16 protein-coding genes are annotated in these 16,701 nt (G+C 58.2%); 13 read left to right on the forward strand and 3 right to left on the reverse strand.

Annotation, left to right across the window (positions count from 1 at the left end; genetic code table 11):
- Positions 1-8 precede the first annotated feature (8 nt).
- Entirely contained in the window at positions 9-782 is a 774-nt protein-coding gene (gene yihA / locus J2W49_RS14910) for a ribosome biogenesis GTP-binding protein YihA/YsxC (protein WP_310317630.1), read from the reverse strand.
- Between the two features lie 102 nt (positions 783-884).
- Between yihA and J2W49_RS14915 the strand changes: the two genes are divergently transcribed.
- The 5 genes from J2W49_RS14915 to J2W49_RS14935 all read left to right on the forward strand — a co-directional run bounded on the left by J2W49_RS14915 (position 885) and on the right by J2W49_RS14935 (position 7,096).
- Entirely contained in the window at positions 885-1,499 is a 615-nt protein-coding gene (locus tag J2W49_RS14915; protein ID WP_310317634.1) for a c-type cytochrome, read from the forward strand.
- A gap of 177 nt (positions 1,500-1,676) precedes the next feature.
- Positions 1,677-3,824: a cytochrome c biogenesis protein ResB gene (locus J2W49_RS14920; RefSeq protein ID WP_310317637.1), complete on the forward strand. Its 2,148-nt coding sequence runs from the start codon at positions 1,677-1,679 to the stop codon at positions 3,822-3,824.
- Positions 3,821-5,188 (forward strand): c-type cytochrome biogenesis protein CcsB, encoded by a 1,368-nt coding sequence (ccsB, locus tag J2W49_RS14925; RefSeq protein ID WP_310317640.1) that lies wholly within the window; start codon positions 3,821-3,823, stop codon positions 5,186-5,188. Before J2W49_RS14920 ends, ccsB begins: the two co-directional genes overlap by 4 nt.
- Before the next feature lie 149 nt (positions 5,189-5,337).
- Complete coding sequence (msrP, locus tag J2W49_RS14930) at positions 5,338-6,345, forward strand: protein-methionine-sulfoxide reductase catalytic subunit MsrP (RefSeq protein ID WP_310317643.1); 1,008 nt, start codon at positions 5,338-5,340, stop codon at positions 6,343-6,345.
- Positions 6,346-6,481: 136 nt separating this feature from the next.
- On the forward strand, positions 6,482-7,096 hold the full coding sequence (locus tag J2W49_RS14935; protein ID WP_310318332.1) for a protein-methionine-sulfoxide reductase heme-binding subunit MsrQ: 615 nt from the start codon (positions 6,482-6,484) through the stop codon (positions 7,094-7,096).
- Between the two features lie 3 nt (positions 7,097-7,099).
- Here the strand turns inward: J2W49_RS14935 and lptM are convergent, their stop codons facing one another.
- Positions 7,100-7,309, reverse strand: a complete 210-nt coding sequence (gene lptM / locus J2W49_RS25750; RefSeq protein ID WP_405001031.1) for an LPS translocon maturation chaperone LptM — start codon at positions 7,307-7,309, stop codon at positions 7,100-7,102.
- A gap of 12 nt (positions 7,310-7,321) precedes the next feature.
- On the opposite strand from lptM, the gene cyaY reads away from it, so the two are divergent.
- Positions 7,322-7,651 carry an iron donor protein CyaY gene (gene cyaY / locus J2W49_RS14940; RefSeq protein ID WP_310317646.1) on the forward strand — a complete coding sequence of 110 codons (330 nt, stop codon included), beginning with the start codon at positions 7,322-7,324 and terminating at the stop codon, positions 7,649-7,651.
- Here cyaY and J2W49_RS14945 read toward each other — a convergent pair.
- Complete coding sequence (locus J2W49_RS14945; RefSeq protein WP_310317649.1) at positions 7,641-10,013, reverse strand: penicillin-binding protein 1A; 2,373 nt, start codon at positions 10,011-10,013, stop codon at positions 7,641-7,643. The two genes, cyaY and J2W49_RS14945, sit on opposite strands and share 11 nt — an antisense overlap.
- Positions 10,014-10,333: 320 nt before the next feature.
- Between J2W49_RS14945 and J2W49_RS14950 the strand changes: the two genes are divergently transcribed.
- The 7 genes from J2W49_RS14950 (at position 10,334) to J2W49_RS14980 (ending at position 16,584) form a co-directional block, all read left to right on the forward strand.
- On the forward strand, positions 10,334-11,413 hold the full coding sequence (locus tag J2W49_RS14950; protein ID WP_310317651.1) for a pilus assembly protein PilM: 1,080 nt from the start codon (positions 10,334-10,336) through the stop codon (positions 11,411-11,413).
- The gene (locus tag J2W49_RS14955; RefSeq protein ID WP_310317654.1) at positions 11,410-12,033 is read left to right on the forward strand and encodes a PilN domain-containing protein; all 624 of its coding nucleotides are present in this window, start codon (positions 11,410-11,412) and stop codon (positions 12,031-12,033) included. Before J2W49_RS14950 ends, J2W49_RS14955 begins: the two co-directional genes overlap by 4 nt.
- A gap of 18 nt (positions 12,034-12,051) precedes the next feature.
- The gene (locus J2W49_RS14960) at positions 12,052-12,729 is read left to right on the forward strand and encodes a type IV pilus inner membrane component PilO (RefSeq protein WP_310317657.1); all 678 of its coding nucleotides are present in this window, start codon (positions 12,052-12,054) and stop codon (positions 12,727-12,729) included.
- A gap of 47 nt (positions 12,730-12,776) precedes the next feature.
- Positions 12,777-13,280: a pilus assembly protein PilP gene (locus tag J2W49_RS14965; protein ID WP_310318335.1), complete on the forward strand. Its 504-nt coding sequence runs from the start codon at positions 12,777-12,779 to the stop codon at positions 13,278-13,280.
- A complete protein-coding gene (locus tag J2W49_RS14970) occupies positions 13,277-15,439 on the forward strand; it encodes a type IV pilus secretin PilQ (protein WP_310317659.1) in 2,163 nt (720 codons plus the stop codon). Before J2W49_RS14965 ends, J2W49_RS14970 begins: the two co-directional genes overlap by 4 nt.
- Positions 15,440-15,479: 40 nt before the next feature.
- On the forward strand, positions 15,480-15,944 hold the full coding sequence (locus J2W49_RS14975) for a hypothetical protein (RefSeq protein ID WP_310317661.1): 465 nt from the start codon (positions 15,480-15,482) through the stop codon (positions 15,942-15,944).
- A gap of 106 nt (positions 15,945-16,050) precedes the next feature.
- Positions 16,051-16,584 carry a shikimate kinase gene (locus tag J2W49_RS14980; RefSeq protein ID WP_310318338.1) on the forward strand — a complete coding sequence of 178 codons (534 nt, stop codon included), beginning with the start codon at positions 16,051-16,053 and terminating at the stop codon, positions 16,582-16,584.
- Positions 16,585-16,701 lie beyond the last annotated feature (117 nt).

The raw sequence follows: 16,701 nt of genomic DNA on the forward strand, positions 1-16,701 counted from the left end.
GAAGCGCTTCAGTCCAGGGCCGGCGGCTCGTCTTCGGGGGCCTCCTGCTCCACTGCGCCAAGCGCGGTGGCTTGTGGATCGTGTGTCCAGTACCACAGCAGCTGCGCCACTTCGTCCAGCCCCTGTTTCTTCAGCGCAGAGAACAACCGTGCCTCGCCTCCGCCGCACTGCAGTCGGGCAATCGAGAGTGCCTTGGTCGCTTCGGCTCGGCTGAGCTTGTCGGCCTTGGTCAGTAACACCAGGAACTTGAGTCCTTGTTCCACCCTGGGGCGAATCACCTCCAGCAGGATTTCGTCGAGTTCGGTCAGGCCCAGCCGGGGGTCGCACAGCAGTACCACCGCCCTGAGGTTGGGGCGGGTCATGAGGTAGTTGCCCATCACCCTTTGCCAGCGCAGTTTGGCTTCCCTTGGGACCGCCGCGTAGCCGTAGCCTGGCAGGTCGGCCAGCACGGCGTCGTGCACGCCTTGTTTACCGAGCGAAAACAGGTTGATGCTCTGGGTGCGGCCCGGGGTTTTGGACGCAAAAGCCAGCCGCTTTTGCTGCGTCAGTGTGTTGATGCAGGTGGATTTGCCGGCGTTCGAGCGCCCGACGAAGGCGATCTCGGGGAGATCCAGAACCGGCAGGTGTTCGAGTTGGGGCGCGGTCGTGAGGAAGCGGGCTGTGTGCAGCCAGCCGTGGGCGATCTTGGGATCTGGATACCCTGGAGGATCGACTTTTCCCACTTTGAGCGGTTTGCCCTGCGCGACGGCGCCGGAAGGTGGGGGACTAGGGTATTCGGTCATTAAAGGGTTTCCCAGTGGGGCATTGTAAAATTGATCGGCTAACACCAGACAAACCGCGAATTTCCTTAACCCGAACCCGTCGCTACCGACGCCTGCCCAGTCATGAAATTGCCCGTTTCGTTCATTTGCGCCGCTGCAGCTGCGGCTTTGTCGTTCAGCGTTCAAGCCCAGACAGTCAAGCCTGACTTGGGCAAAGGCGCGGCCACATTCGGGCAGGTGTGCGTGGCATGCCACGCCGCTGACGGCAATTCCACCACCCCCGCCAACCCCAAACTTGCGCAGCAGCACCCAGAGTACCTGATCAAGCAGTTGCAAGAGTACAAATCGGGCAAGCGCGACAACGCCATCATGAAGGGCTTTGCGAGTTCAATGTCCGATGATGACATGCGCAACATTGCCTTCTGGGTAGCCAGTCAAAAAGCGACCACTGGCTTTGCCCAGGACAAAGAACTCGTTCGCCTGGGTGAGCGCATTTACCGTGGTGGCATTGCCGATCGGCAAGTGGCTGCGTGCGCCGGCTGTCACAGCCCCACCGGTTCAGGCATTCCGGCGCAGTACCCCCGCCTGGCTGGCCAGCACGCAGAGTACACCGCCACCCAGCTGAACCTGTTCCGAAGCGGCGCCCGCAAGAACAGTAATCAGATGACGCAAATCGCGGCGCACATGACCGACGAAGAGATTCGTGCGGTGTCTGACTACATTGCCGGCCTGCGTTGAGCGTGGGCGGTGACCCCGGAAAATGCCGGGATATAAGCTTTCATTGATATTTGACGGCACAATGCACCGTTTCAACGCTTGCGATTGAACCCGCCGTCAATAACTGCATCACACTGGGGCGCGTTCTGGTCTGGCCGGGCACGCCCCTTTTTCTTGCCTTTCACTCACTGATTTTTCATGACCATCTCCACCGAGGGAGTGCAGTTGCGTACCGGCTCTCGCTTCGCCAGCGATGTGGTGGAGTTGTTGTCGTCGATGCGCTTCGCCATTTCACTGCTCACAGTGATCTGTATCGCATCGGTGATCGGCACAGTGGTCACACAGCACGAACCGCAGAACAACTACGTCAATCAGTTTGGCCCATTCTGGGCCGATGTGTTTGCCAGTGCTGGTCTCTTTTCGGTGTACAGCGCCTGGTGGTTCCTCACCATTCTGGCCTTTCTGGTCATCAGTACCAGCTTGTGCATCGCCCGCAACACTCCCAAGATCCTGGTGGACTTCCGCGCCTACAAGGAGAATATCCGGGAGCAGAGCCTCAAGGCTTTTCCTCACCGTGCAGAGAGTGAACTGGACGAAAAACCGGAGGCTGCAGCCAACCGCATCGGGCAGGCCTTGTTAGGCTCAGGCTGGAAAGTCAAGCTGCAGTCGCGGGAAACGCCTGGTGGCGTGGGCTGGATGGTGGCGGCCAAGACCGGTGCCACGAACAAGATCGGATACCTTGCCGCGCACAGTGCGATCGTTCTGGTCTGCATCGGTGGCTTGCTTGACGGCGATCTCATGGTCCGTGCCCAGATGTGGTTCAACGGAAAAACGCCGTTCATGGGTGGTGGGTTGATTGCTGATGTGCCCGCCCAGCACCGATTGTCGGCCAGCAATCCCACCTTCCGGGGCAACCTGCTGGTCACCGAAGGCACGACGGCGGGCACCGCCATCCTGGCTCAGCCTGCCGGCGTGTTGTTGCAGGATCTGCCTTTTCGCGTCGAACTCAAGAAATTCATTGTCGAGTACTACGACACCGGCATGCCCAAGCTGTTTGCCAGCGACATCGTGATTCACGACACCGAGACCGGCGAGCAAAAGGCAGCTCGAGTAGAGGTCAACCACCCAGCCAGCCACCGGGGCATCAACATCTACCAGTCCAGCTTTGACGATGGCGGCTCGCGCGTCAAGCTGCAAGCGGTTCCGTTGACCAGGCCCATGCGCCCGTTCGAAATCGAAGGGGTCATCGGAGGCTCCAGTGCGCTCAGCAATGGCGATGAACAGATGACGCTGGAGTACACCGGCCTGCGTGTGATCAACGTCGAAAACTTTGGCGACATGGGGAATGACCAGGCGGTAGATGTGCGCAAGGTGGACTTGCGAGGTGCGATCGAAAGTCGGCTGGGCTCGGGACACAAGACGGTGACCGAAAAGGTGTTGCGCAATGTGGGCCCGAGCATCACCTACAAGCTTCGCGACTCGGCTGGTCAGGCGGTCGAATACCACAACTACATGCTGCCCATGGAGCTTGATGGCATGCGCATGTTCCTGCTGGGACTGCGCGAAAACACATCGGATACCTTCAGGTATTTGCGCATCCCGGCCGACGAACAGGACTCCATCGAAGGGTTTGTGCGATTGCGAACAGGCTTGGCCGATGCCTCCATGAGAGCCGAGGCGGTGAAGCGGTACGCCGAGCAGGCCGTGGAAGGCGGGCGCGCGGACCTGGCGGAGGCGTTGATTGCGTCGGCCACCCGTGCAGTGGGTCTGTTTGCTGGCGCCGAGCGGATTTCAATGCCCGAGTCCCTGCGAACCGCGCCGGATATGCCGCCGATACTGGGCGGATTGCCCGCCATGTCTTCATTTCTTGAGGCGAATGTGCCGGCGGAAGAAAGGGAGCGGGCGAGCGACGTGCTGGTGCGCATTCTGAACGGCGTGTTGTTCGAGTTGATGCAACTCAGCCGCGAGCGGGACGGCTTGCCTCCGATGGAGCGCGACGAGTTCACCCAGAAGTTCATGACGGCCGCCGTCATCAGTCTGAGCGACAGCTTCCTGTACCCGGCACCCATGACCTTTCAGCTCAAGGACTTTGAGCACATTCAGGCGAGCGTGTTTCAGGTGGCCCGGGCGCCCGGGCAGAACATTGTCTACCTCGGCTGCCTCTTGCTGATCGTCGGCGTATTTGCCATGCTCTATGTGCGCGAGCGGCGGCTCTGGGTCTGGCTGACGCCCTCCGGTGAGCGGGCCGCCCTGGCCAGCATGGCACTGTCCACCAACCGGAAGACGATGGAAGCCGACTGGGAGTTCGATGTTTTGAAAAGCAAGTTGTTGAAGGTGACACCATGAACACGACCACCGCCACCCAGACGATCGAACTCAAGAAAGGCGGTCTCGGCACCGGACTGCAGCCGGGCTACTTTGCCCGCCGCGATGCATGGGACTGGTTGTTTGCCCTGCTCGTGCTGGCCGGGGGCGCAGCGGCTTTCGCTCTGTACAACCAGGCGATGGACGGGTACGAAAAAGCGATCCTCGTCGGCACACTGCCTTCGGTCATCTGGCTCGGGTGGTTCTGGCGCCCGCTGAGGGCGCTTGTGGTGGTGGTGGCAGCGCTGTCGCTGCTGGCGATCTGGCTGTACCAGACACCAGCCGGCGGTGCCGACCTGGCCCGTGCCGACACGGCGTTTCTGCTCAAGTACTTCATCTCCAGCCAGTCTGCGATCCTTTGGATGAGCATGCTGTTCTTCATGAGCACGGCCTTCTACTGGCTGGGCATGTTCACGCGTGCGGGGGACACCTTCGAACTGCTGGGGTCGCGTATGGCCTGGGTGGCGGTGACTCTGGCGTTGGTGGGCACGATGGTGCGCTGGTACGAGAGCCATCAGATCGGCCCTGATATCGGCCACATTCCCGTCAGCAATCTGTACGAAGTGTTCGTTCTTTTTTGCTGGATGACGGCCACGTTCTACCTGTACTACGAAGATCAGTACCGCACACGCGCCATGGGTGCCTTCGCGATGTTGGTGGTCAGCGCTGCAGTTGGCTTCCTGCTCTGGTACACGGTGGTTCGGGAGGCACACGAAATCCAGCCGCTGATACCGGCGCTGCAAAGCTGGTGGATGAAGCTGCATGTGCCCGCCAATTTTGTTGGCTATGGCACGTTCGCCATTGCGGCCATGCTGGCCTTCGCTTACCTCATCAAGCAGAGCGCAGGTGAAACCCGCTGGTACAAGCTGGCACCTTTGTGGGTGCTGGGCGTGGTGTTGTGTCTTGAGCCTTTGGTGTTTCGCCAGTCTTCACTGGAGAAGGGGGGCAGCTACTGGTTCGTCTACTTTGGTGTCTCGGCGCTGATTGTGGGCGGCATCCTCGCGGCCCGGCATCGCATTGCATCGCGCTTGCCATCGTTCGAGGTGCTGGACGATGTGATGTACAAGGCCATTGCCATCGGTTTTGCTTTCTTCACCATTGCTACCGTGCTGGGCGCCTTGTGGGCGGCAGAAGCCTGGGGCGGCTACTGGAGCTGGGATCCCAAAGAGACCTGGGCCCTGATCGTGTGGCTCAACTACGCCGCCTGGTTGCACATGCGCCTGATGAAGGGGCTGCGCGGCACGGTCGCTGCCTGGTGGGCCCTGGTGGGGCTGGCCGTGACCACGTTCGCCTTCCTGGGGGTGAACATGTTTCTTTCAGGCCTTCACAGCTACGGCGAACTCTGACGCTGCACTCTTCCCGCCCGGGGCGTCGGGTCTTGGTTCCGGGAAACCCGTACTCCTGAAGGTCTGGTGGCAGCCCGGCCAAATTTTTCACCGAACTTTGAAAGAATGGTGGCATTCGCACGACCAACCGGTCACGAAGGAGCTTTTGCATGATCATTCTTTCCTCCAGCGACGGGTTCCAGCATCCGCAGCCCTCTGAAATCACGCCGCGTTCAACCTATCTGGGCCGGCGCACCTTGCTCAAACAAATGGCTTTGGGCGCGGCCGGAGCCTCCATGGCTGCATGGGCGTCGAGAGAGGCCTTGGCGCAAGCGGCATCCGTTCCCCCACCGGGAAAGCTGGCTGCGCTGTCAGGCGCGAGGTCCGGCGTGGCGGGCGCGAGCACGGTAGAAGCGATCACCAGCTACCAGCACGCCTCCACCTACAACAACTTCTACGAGTTCGGAACGGACAAGGCCGACCCCGCGCGCCGTGCCGGAACCCTGAAAACCAGGCCGTGGACGGTTGCGGTGGAGGGGCTGATCAACAAGCCACAAACGCTGGATCTGGACGACCTTCTGAAGTTGTCCCCCATGGAAGAGCGCATCTATCGACTCAGGTGCGTGGAGGGCTGGTCCATGGTGATTCCCTGGGTGGGTTATTCGCTGTCTGCGCTGATCAAGCAGGTTCAGCCGCAAGGCAGCGCCAAGTATGTTGAGTTCATCACGCTGGCGGATCCCACAATGATGCCCGGCATTCGTTCCAATGTGCTTCAGTGGCCCTATGTGGAGGGGCTGCGCCTGGACGAGGCCATGCATCCGCTGAGCATGTTGACGTTCGGAATGTACGGCGAGGTGTTGCCCAACCAGAACGGTGCTCCGGTGCGGCTGGTGGTGCCCTGGAAGTACGGTTTCAAGAGCGGCAAGTCGCTGGTGAAAATCCGCTTCACTGAAAAACAGCCGTCCACCTCATGGAACCTCTCTGCGCCCCAGGAGTACGGCTTCTATTCCAACGTCAACCCTGATGTGTCTCATCCGCGTTGGAGCCAGGCCACGGAACGCCGCATTGGCGAAGAAGGTGGCTTGCTGGCCAAGCGGCGTAAGACGCTGATGTTCAACGGGTACGAGCCTCAAGTGGGTCAGCTGTATGCCGGCATGGATCTGAAGAAACACTACTGAGATTTGCAGGCGCCGCGTGCCTCCGTCGATCTCCGGCCAAGCCCGGCCCACGAATGAGGGTCTTTCATTGGTGAACCATGTGAAAACCGCTGCTCGCCCAGCGTCGTTATCGCCCAAGTGGGTCAACCAGTGGTTGATGCACTGGACGGCCAAGCCGCTGCTCTTTGCAGGTGGATGTCTGCCTGCCATCTGGTTGATCTGGAGCGCTGTGAACGATCAACTGGGGGCGAACCCGGCAGAGGCCCTGATCCGGTCATTGGGCGATTGGAGCCTTCGTTTTCTCGTGATTGTGTTGCTTGTGACCCCTGTGCGCACCTGGGCGGGGTGGCCTGCGCTGGCCCGGATGAGGCGCATGGCGGGTTTGTTTGTGTTCTTTTATGCGAGCCTGCATCTGCTGGCCTACGCATGGTTTGACATGGAATTCGTGTGGGGCGCTGTTGTTGACGATGTGCTGAAGCGCCCATTCATCCTGGTGGGAGTGATGGCCTGGGTGTTGCTGCTTTCCATGGCCGCCACGTCCTTCGATCGCGTCATCCGGGCCATGGGGGCGCAGCGTTGGCGATGGCTTCATCGCAGTGTGTACGCGGTGGCGGCGTTGGCCGTGCTGCATTTTTTCTGGATGCGCAGCGGCAAGAACGACTTCGCAGAAGTGGCGGTGTATGCCGCAATCCTGACGTCTTTGCTGGGTTGGCGGGTCTGGCGCAGTTTCATGCGCACCCCAAGTCCCGCTGCAAAACGTCCGTCTCGATGAGAGTCAGCGGGGAAGCACGATCTCATCGGATAGCGGGTCCGATTCGATCGGGTACGGCGTGATCACCGGCCTTGTCCCATTGCCATCCGGGAGGTACAAAGGGCCCTTTTGACCACATCCGGCCAAAAGCAACCCGCCCGAAACCAGGGCGAACACGCACATGGCACGTGCGGTCCCGACGGTGGAGCCTAGAATCCGGTTCTTTCTGTTCATCTGCGCATTGTAATGACCGACATCGAGTATCTGGACCAAGCTGAAGCCCTGTTGCGCAGGATCGAGCTGGCTTGTGATCGCATCAACGACACCAGCGACGCCGACATCGACAACCAGCGCGTGGGTGGCATGATCACGCTCACCTTCCCCAATGGCAGCCAAATCATTGTGAACCTGCAGAAACCTTTGCAGGAAATCTGGATGGCTGCGCGCGCCGGAGGATTTCACTATCGGTACGACGGCGGCCGCTGGATGGACACGAAAGACCAGGGTGAATTCTGGGATCACCTTCGCCGCTTCGCGTCGGAGCAGGCCGGCATGACATTGGACTTCAGTTCCTGAACAGGTCCAGAATGCTGCGGCGGTCGTCAGACTTGAGTGGCGTGGCCGGTGCCGACGGGCTGGGTTCGGTTCCACCCAGCAAAGCGGGATCCATTGCCTGCCCTGGCCAGGGGTCGTCCAAGCCAATGCCGTGCACACTGTTGCCCGGCCCATATTCTTCGTAGTACCACTCGCCGCCCACCCTGATCACGCCACGAGGAGGCGTGTACGTGGCCACAGGCTCGCCTTTGAGTGCCTGCGACATGTACGACATCCAGATGGGTAGGCTGAGACCGCCGCCGGTTTCCCTGCTGCCCAGGTTGCGGGGCGTGTCGTAGCCGACCCAGGTCGCAGACACCACAGTGGGCTGAAAGCCGACAAACCACGCGTCCACCGAATCGTTGGTGGTGCCCGTCTTGCCATACAGGTCCGGTCGTCCAAGAGCCTGGGCGCGTGCAGCGGTGCCTGAGCGTGTGATTTCCTGCAGCAGGCTGTTCATGACGAAAGCATTGCGCTCGTCGATCACACGCGTTGAATCATTCAACTCAGGTGGGTTTGCTTCAAACAGGACTTTGCCTTTGTGGTCGGTCACTCGAGTGATCAGCGTGGGAGTAATCAAGTGTCCGCCGTTGGCAAACACGGCATAGCCGCTGGCCATTTGCATGGGAGTCACCGCGCCAGCACCCAGCGCCATCGTGAGGTAGGGTGGGTGTTTCTCCTTGTCAAATCCGAATCGAGTCACCCACGACTGCGCACTCTGAGTCCCGACGAGCTGAAGGATTCGGATTGAAACCATGTTCTTGGATTTTGCAAGGGCCCGGCGGACCGACATGGGACCTTCGAACTGTCCATCGTAGTTTTTGGGCTCCCAGGGTTTGCCGCCCGTGTCGCTTGCACTGTAGAACAACGGTGCGTCGTTCACCACGGTCATGGGCGACACACCCTTTTCCAATGCAGCGGAGTAGATGAACGGCTTGAAACTCGAACCTGGCTGGCGCCAGGCCTGTGTCGCGTGATTGAACTTGTTCTTCTGAAAATCAAACCCGCCGACCAATGCCCTCACCGCACCTGTGCGCGTGTCCAGCGCCACCAACGCAGCTTCAACCTCTGGCAACTGGGTGATTCGCCACGTTTTCTCGCCAGTCTTCAGCACACGCACCACCGCACCTGGGCGCAGCTTGATATTGGGACCTGCCTTGTCGGACAAGCCGGACCGCGCAGGCCGCAGGCCATCCCCCGTGATCTCGAACGGTTCACCATCCTGCCGCACCGCCACCACCTTGCGCGGATCGGCTTCCAGCACGACGGCAGAAAGAAGGTCGTCATTGTCTGGGCGTTCATTCAGGGCGTTGTCAATGGCCTCATCCCGTGCTGCCGGATCACTGGGCAGATCAATGAACAGCTCGGGGCCGCGGTAGATTTGCCGGCTCTCATAGTCAAGTACGCCTTTGCGGACCGCCTTGTAGGCGGCAACTTGTTCGTCCGCACGCAAGGAGGTGGTCACGATCAGCCCTCTCGTGTAGGCCTCGTCGCCGTATTGAGACACCATGGCCTGTCTCACCATCTCGGCCGCGAACTCGGCGTGAATGCGACTCTGGGTCACGCGCCGGATCGACAGTTTTTCTTCTTTGGCTTGCGCAGCTTGAGCAGAGGTGATGAATCCGTTCTGCTCCATGCGATCGATGATGTGCAGTTGCCTGGCACGCGAGCGTTTGGGGTTGGAAATGGGGTTGTAAGCGGAAGGTGCCTGGGGCAGGCCGGCCAGCATGGCAGCCTCGGCAATCGTCACATCTTTCAGCTGCTTGCCAAAATAGGTTTGAGAGGCGGCAGAGAAACCATAGGCCCGTTGACCCAGGAAGATCTGGTTCATGTAGATCTCAAGGATCTGCGCCTTCGTGAGCATGTGCTCCAGCTTGAAGGTCAGTAGGACCTCATAGATCTTTCGCGTGTAGCTTTTCTCTGCAGAGAGGTAAACATTGCGCGCGACCTGCATTGTGATGGTGGACGCGCCCTGGCTTTTGGCTCGCCCCAGGTTTGCCAGGGCCGCCCGTACCATGCCCCTGTAATCCACCCCACTGTGCTCAAAGAAGCGCGTATCTTCAATCGCCAGCACGGCGTTGATCATCACGTCCGGGATTTCCTTGATGGTCAGGAGGTTGCGCCGCTCCTCCCCAAACTCTTCGATGAGCTGTCCGTCCGCCGACAGCACACGCAGCGGCAGCTTCGGGCGGTAGTCAGCGAGGCTGGTGACGTCCGGCAAATTCGGGTACGCCACGGCCAGCGCAATCGCGATGGCGGTCAGCAATGCTGCCGCACCTGCCGCCGCCAGTCCGGCCAGACCTACCACAAGGCGAATCACCCACCACAAAGCGGGGTGGTCCATCCATACTGGTTTGCGAAACCTGTGGTTCGAGGCTGTTTGTTCTTTGGGCATGCAGTGTGTCGGTAGATATGCAGCTGATTATAAAAATGGTGCTGCTGTGTGGATGCGAGTGAGGACCCACTTGACGGTCGCTGTCGTGTGTTTCAGGACTGCGTGGTCGTAACCCGCACCTACAAGCGTAAAAAAATGCGTATGCTTTTGGCAACGCTCCATTGTCTTCCAAAGACAAAATGTCTTTGCTGCTCAAGGGGCTTGCTGCTAGCATTCAAGTGAATTCTTAAGTCTAGCGCCTTCGGGCGCGTTCTATTCTGGGGGCCACCTTGAGCTCATTGGGGTCGTTATTCAGCCGGGAATCGGCACCATTGCTGGGAATCGATGTCAGTTCTTCCAGCGTCAAGTTGGTCGAGCTCAGTCGCAATCGGTCTGGAGATCTGGTGCTGGAGCGGTGCGCCATGGAGCCACTTGAGCGTGGCTGGATCACCGACGGCAACATCGAAAAATTCGACGAAGTGGCCGATGCCGTGCGCCGTGTGGTCCGCAAGAGCGGAAGCAAGACCAAGAATGTGGCGCTTGCATTGCCCGCCGCAGCGGTGATCACCAAGAAGATCATTCTGCCGGGCGGTCTGTCCGACAAGGAGCTGGAGGCTCAGGTCGAGTCCGAGGCGAACCAGTACATTCCTTTTTCCCTGGATGAAGTGAGCCTGGACTTCTGCCTGATCGGCCCCAGTGCCAATTCGGTGGGCGATGTGGAAGTGCTCATTGCCGCTTCTCGCAAGGAAAAGGTCTCTGATCGTCAAGGTCTGGCCGAGGCAGCCGGGCTCAAGCCAGTTGTCATGGACGTGGAGTCCTATGCGTCCCGTATGGCAGCCGGGCGTGTGATCGAGACCTTGCCGAACCAGGGCGTGGATTCGCTCGTGGCACTTTTCGAAGTCGGCGCTTTGACCACGAGCATGCAGGTCATCCGCAATGAAGACGTGCTTTATGAGCGGGATCAGGCCTTTGGCGGTGCGCAACTGACACAGCTGATTGTTCGGCAGTACGGCTTCTCGTCTGACGAGGCCGAGGCCAAGAAGCGATCGGGCGATCTGCCAGACGACTACCGCTCCGCAGTGCTCGAGCCCTTCATTGAAAGCATGGCCCAGGAAATCGGGCGCGCGCTTCAGTTCTTCTTCACCAGCACGCCCTACAACAAGGTGGATCACATTCTGCTGGCTGGTGGCAGTGCGTCTCTGCCTGGGCTGACGGAGGCCATCACCCATCAGACGTCGTTTGCCTGCATGGTGATCAATCCTTTTGACGCCATGGATATGGCCCCTTCAATACAGCCACGCAAGATTGCCCGTGAGGCCCCGTCCTACCTCACTTCGACAGGCCTGGCGCTGCGGAGGTTTTACCAATGATCTTGATCAACCTGCTGCCTCACCGGGAGGCTGCGCGAAAACGCCAGAAGGACCAGTTCTTCACGCAGCTCGCGCTGGCTGCGATGCTGGGTGGCATCATTTGCGGCGCTGTGTTCACTTGGTACCAAGGGCAGATATCTACTCAGGAATCGCGTAACAGCTTCTTGCAGCAGGAGATTGCGCGTCTGGAAGAAGAGATCAAGGACATCGCCGGTCTGCAGCGCGAAATTGCTTCTCTGCGGGCTCGCCAAACGGCCGTTGAAGACCTGCAGGCAGATAGGAATCTTCCTGTTCATTTATTGGATGAGTTGGTTTCCCAGTTGCCGGATGGCATCTACCTCAGGACCATGAAGCAGGAAGGGCAGAGCGTCCTGCTCACTGGAGTGGCTCAATCTCAGGAGCGGGTCTCAGAATTGCTGAGAAATCTGGGCAATCAGAGTCCATGGCTAAAGCGACCCGAACTGATAGAGATTGTTGCTGCCAGTGTGCCTGTCAATAACAGGGAGCAACGACGCGTGTCTAACTTCACTGTCAGGGTCGCACTTCAACGGCCGGCTCCCAAAGATGCTACTGGTGCTGCTGTGGTACCGGGCGCTACGGGCACGCCCGGAAAAGTCTGACCGAGATCATTGAAAACCATGGCTAAATCTAAATCAATGAATCTGGATTTCAAGCGAATCCAGGACCAGCTTAGGAGTCAGTTCTCTGGACTGGATCCCAATGACCCTTCTCAGTGGCCTTACCTGCCAAAAAACCTGTTGTACGTGGCTGTCTGTGCGGCCGTCATAGCAGCTTTGTGGTTTGTGTGGTTGAAGGATGTCGACGAGCAACTGGTTGCCGAAAAAGCACGAGAAACACAACTCCGTGCCGACTATCGGAGCAAGCTCGAACAGGCCGTGAACCTTGATGCGTTGCGTAAGCAACTGGAACAGGTCCAGACCTATGTGACCCAGCTTGAGAAACAATTGCCCAGCAAAGCGGAGATGGACGCGCTGCTTTCAGACATCAACCAGGCGGGGCTGGGTCGGAGTCTACAATTTGAGCTCTTCAGGCCTGGGCAGGTGGCTGTCAAAGAGTATTACGCGGAATTGCCTATTACAGTTCGTGTAACAGGGGGCTATCACGACATCGGTTTGTTCGCCTCTGATATTGCCAATCTCTCTCGAATCGTCACGCTAAATGATCTCTCGCTGACACCAATGAAAGAGCGTGAAGGTATATTGACCTTGGACGGAACCGCTAAAACCTTCCGTTATTTGGACGAAGAGGAGATAGCGTTGCAGCAACAGGCACAAGCCGCAGGAGCGCAAAAGTGACTCCAAAAAGAATATCAAGCGGGCTTGTGGCGGCTGTATGTGTATCGATGTTAGGTGCGTGTTCTTCGTCGAGCCAGGATGAATTGCAGGAATGGATGGTAATTGAACGTAACAGCATTCAACCCAGTGTGACCCCAATTCCAGAGCCATCGAAATTTGAACCACAATCCTATACAGGGGAAAGCCTGGAAGAGCCCTTCAGCAGCGCGAAGCTCGCCAGCATCCTTCGAAGTGGCCAAAGTGCGCCAATCTCTAACTCTTCATTGATTGAGCCCGAACTCAACCGCCGTAAGCAACCCCTTGAGGCCTTTCCATTGGACGTGATGTCAATGGTGGGAAGCCTGAGACAGCAAGACCAGCTGGTGGCTTTGGTGAAGGTGGATAACCTGCTTTATCAAGTGCGCCCCGGCAATTACCTGGGCCAAAACTACGGACGCGTCGAGCAGATCACCGAGACGGAGGTCGTTCTGCGGGAGATTGTGCAAGATGCATCCGGTGAATGGACCCAACGACCAGCAGCGCTACAGCTACAAGAGGAAGTTTCGCAATGAACAAGCCAGCAAAGGGCATGATGTCCCGCTCCATTCATCATCAGATCGGAAAGGGGCTGGTTTTTGCACTGGTCGCTCTGGGTTCGACTTGGGCAACGGCTCAAAATGCCATCAAATCGCTTTCAGGTGGCGTGCAGGGTGGCGTCGAAGTCATTCGCATTGAAACGAATGAACCTTTGTCTGCCGTCCCTACAGGGTTCACCATTCAATCCCCTGCTAGGATTGCATTGGACTTTCCAGGCATGGCAAATGCAATCGGTCGCAACTCCATCGAATTGAATCAGGGCAATCTGCGTTCAGCCAATGTGGTGCAGGCGGGCGATAGGACCCGGGTGGTTATCAACCTCAAGCAGCCTTCTGCCTACCAGGCCAGCATGGATGGCAAGACGCTGGTTGTTGTGCTGGAGCGCTCTGCAGCCACGACTGTGGCGCCGGCTGAGCCCCAGACATTTGCTGAAAGCAGAAACAATGAGGTGGCTCCCTTGAGGGACATCGACTTCCGTCGCGGTGCTGGAAGTGCCGGGCGGGTCGTGGTGGAGCTGGCCAACAATCAAGTCGGTGTTGACATTCGACAGCAAGGTCAAAACCTCGTTGTCGAGTTCCTCAAGACATCCTTGCCGGAAGGCTTGAGACGAAGGCTGGACGTGACGGACTTTGGCACGCCGGTGGAATCGATCGTGACCTCTCAGGCAGGTGACAGGGTGCGCATGGTGGTGAGCCCCAAAGGAAACTGGGAACACTCCGCCTACCAGCGTGACAACCAGTTTGTCCTTGAAGTGCGAGAACAGGTCATCGACCCGACGAAGCTCACCCAGGGCCCTGGTTATAACGGCGAGAAGCTGTCGCTCAACTTCCAGAACATTGAGGTCCGGTCATTGCTGCAGGTGATCGCTGATTTCACGAACTTCAACGTCGTTACGTCGGACTCTGTCACCGGCGCGGTGACCCTGCGTCTGAAGGATGTTCCCTGGGATCAGGCGCTCGACATCATTCTTCAAGCCAAAGGCCTGGGGATGAGAAAGAACGGCAATGTTCTCTGGATTGCGCCCAACGATGAAATTGCTGCACGTGAAAAGCAGGAGCTTGAGTCCAAAGCCTCGTTGGAGAGCCTTGAAACGCTGCGGACCCAAGGCTTCCAGATGAACTATGCGAAGGCAGCAGACATTGCCGCACAGATTTCTGCAGGCGGTAGCTCGGGCGGGGCTGGCGGTGCGGTAAGCGCTCGAATTCTTTCACCACGTGGCAGCGTGATTGCCGAGCCGCGAACCAATCAGCTGTTTGTCACTGACATTCCATCCAAACTGGAACAGGTTCAGGCCTTTATTGCCAAGCTGGATATTCCGATTCGCCAAGTCTTGATCGAAGCGCGCATTGTTGAGGCGGATGACAGGTTTGGTCGATCCATCGGTGTGCGGCTGGGCGGCAGTGATCTTCGTGGTGTACGGGGCGGTCAGCCCGGGTACCCCATTGGTGGATCAGACCGCATTGCCATTGGTGGGAGCTACAACGCCGTATCCAGCACCACGGTAGAAAGCGAAAATACGCTCGACACCATCAATACATCGTTTGTCAATCTTCCTTCTACGGGCGCTGGTGGTTTCAATCCCGCCGCGTTTGCCGTGTCCCTCTTCAGTTCTGCAGCCAATAGGTTCCTGAACCTCGAGATCTCGGCTTTGGAGGCAGATGGACGAGGCAAAATTGTGTCGAGCCCGCGCATTGTCACTGCCGACCAGGTGAAGGCATTGATCGAGCAGGGCACGGAGTACCCTTATCAAACGGCTACCTCGAGTGGCGCCACTGCAATCGCCTTCCGGAAGGCCAATCTGAAGCTTGAGGTGACGCCTCAAATCACGCCGGAAGGCAACATCATTCTCGATGTGGATATCAACAAGGACAGTCGTGGCGAAACGACCACTGCCGGCATAGCCATCAATACCAAACACGTCCAGACTCAGGTGCTTGTGGAGAACGGTGGCACAGTGGTCATCGGCGGCATTTTTGAACTGATCGAGGTTGATGATGTGACCAAGGTGCCATTGTTTGGTGACATTCCAGTGGTCGGCAATCTGTTCAAAAACCGCAGTCGCACCGCCAACAAATCCGAGTTACTGGTATTCCTGACGCCAAGAGTGATCACTGATCGTGGCGTGAGTCGTTAAGTCTTGTGCATTGTTTACAGATTATTTGAGGGTTGATCGTATGAAAGTTGCAAAAGCAATCGGCTTGTTGGCTGTGGCAGTATTGGCTGCGGCTTGCGGTGGTGGTGGAGACGAGGCGGGCGACGTGGGCGAGATGTCGGTGTTCCCTACGAAGCAGACCATTGGCGTGGAGAGTTGCGTCGACACGCGTAGAACCGTGGACGTTGTCCATACGATCAATGGCGGTCAACCACCGTTTCGTATTCAGCCATCGCTGCCGCAACTGTTTGAAATTGGCACTATCCAGGTTGTGAACAACACTCGGCAGTATGTGGCGTTGCCATTGCAAGGCGATGGTTTCGTAGAATTGCGGGGGAAGGACCCGCAGTTTGTGGTTCGCACGTTGTTGGGTGCAGGTTGCGTGAATCCGGCTACTATTACGGTGCTGGATGTATTTTCGAATTCTGTGTTGGTCGAATACGTGATTGAAGCGGAAGAAGAGGAAGGGGAAGCGGAAGAAGACTGAGCATCGTTAGATGTCTTGTTTGTGTGGCTGAAGTCTTTGTGAGCACGCAAGCGCCGCGCCTGAGTAAACCGGTGTTCGCAGTGCTTTCAAATAATCCTGGCCAATGATAAATGTTGCCTTGGTGGGTTTGCCTGGGTCCGGCAAATCCACCGTGGGCCGGCACCTTGCGCGCAAGCTGGGGTTGGCTTTTGTTGACTCAGACAACCGGATAGAGCAGCGCCTGGGATGTTCGATCCGCGAGTTCTTCGAGCTCGAAGGTGAGCAGCGATTCCGCGACATTGAAGTCGATGAAATTGCCGCGCTGACCCAGATCGCAGGTTGTGTCCTGTCCACAGGTGGCGGCTCTGTCCTCAGGGCGGAGAATCGGGAACATCTGCGCGGACGCTGCAAGGTGGTTTACCTTCGATCTTCTCCCGACGAGCTGTACAGACGCTTGCGGCACGACCGCAACCGACCGCTGCTTCAGGTGGCAGACCCCTTGACCAAGCTACGGGATCTGTATGCGGAGCGGGACCCGTTGTACAGGGAAACTGCGCATTACGTGATTGAAACGGGGCGGCCCTCAGTAGCCATGCTGGTCAACATGATCGCCATGCAGCTCGAGCTGGCTGGCCACCGTATGGGCACGCCATCCTCGTAGACTGAGCGTTTCACGGCCAGGCCGAATCGCCGTGCGGGCGACCTGTGTACCTCATTCTTGATTGAGTCGCCTAGAAGCCGGCCTTCGCACCCGTTTACGGCGCTGATCTAAACTCCC

Origin of the sequence: Hydrogenophaga palleronii, assembly GCF_031457455.1 — a bacterium.
Lineage (GTDB): Bacteria > Pseudomonadota > Gammaproteobacteria > Burkholderiales > Burkholderiaceae_C > Hydrogenophaga > Hydrogenophaga palleronii_A.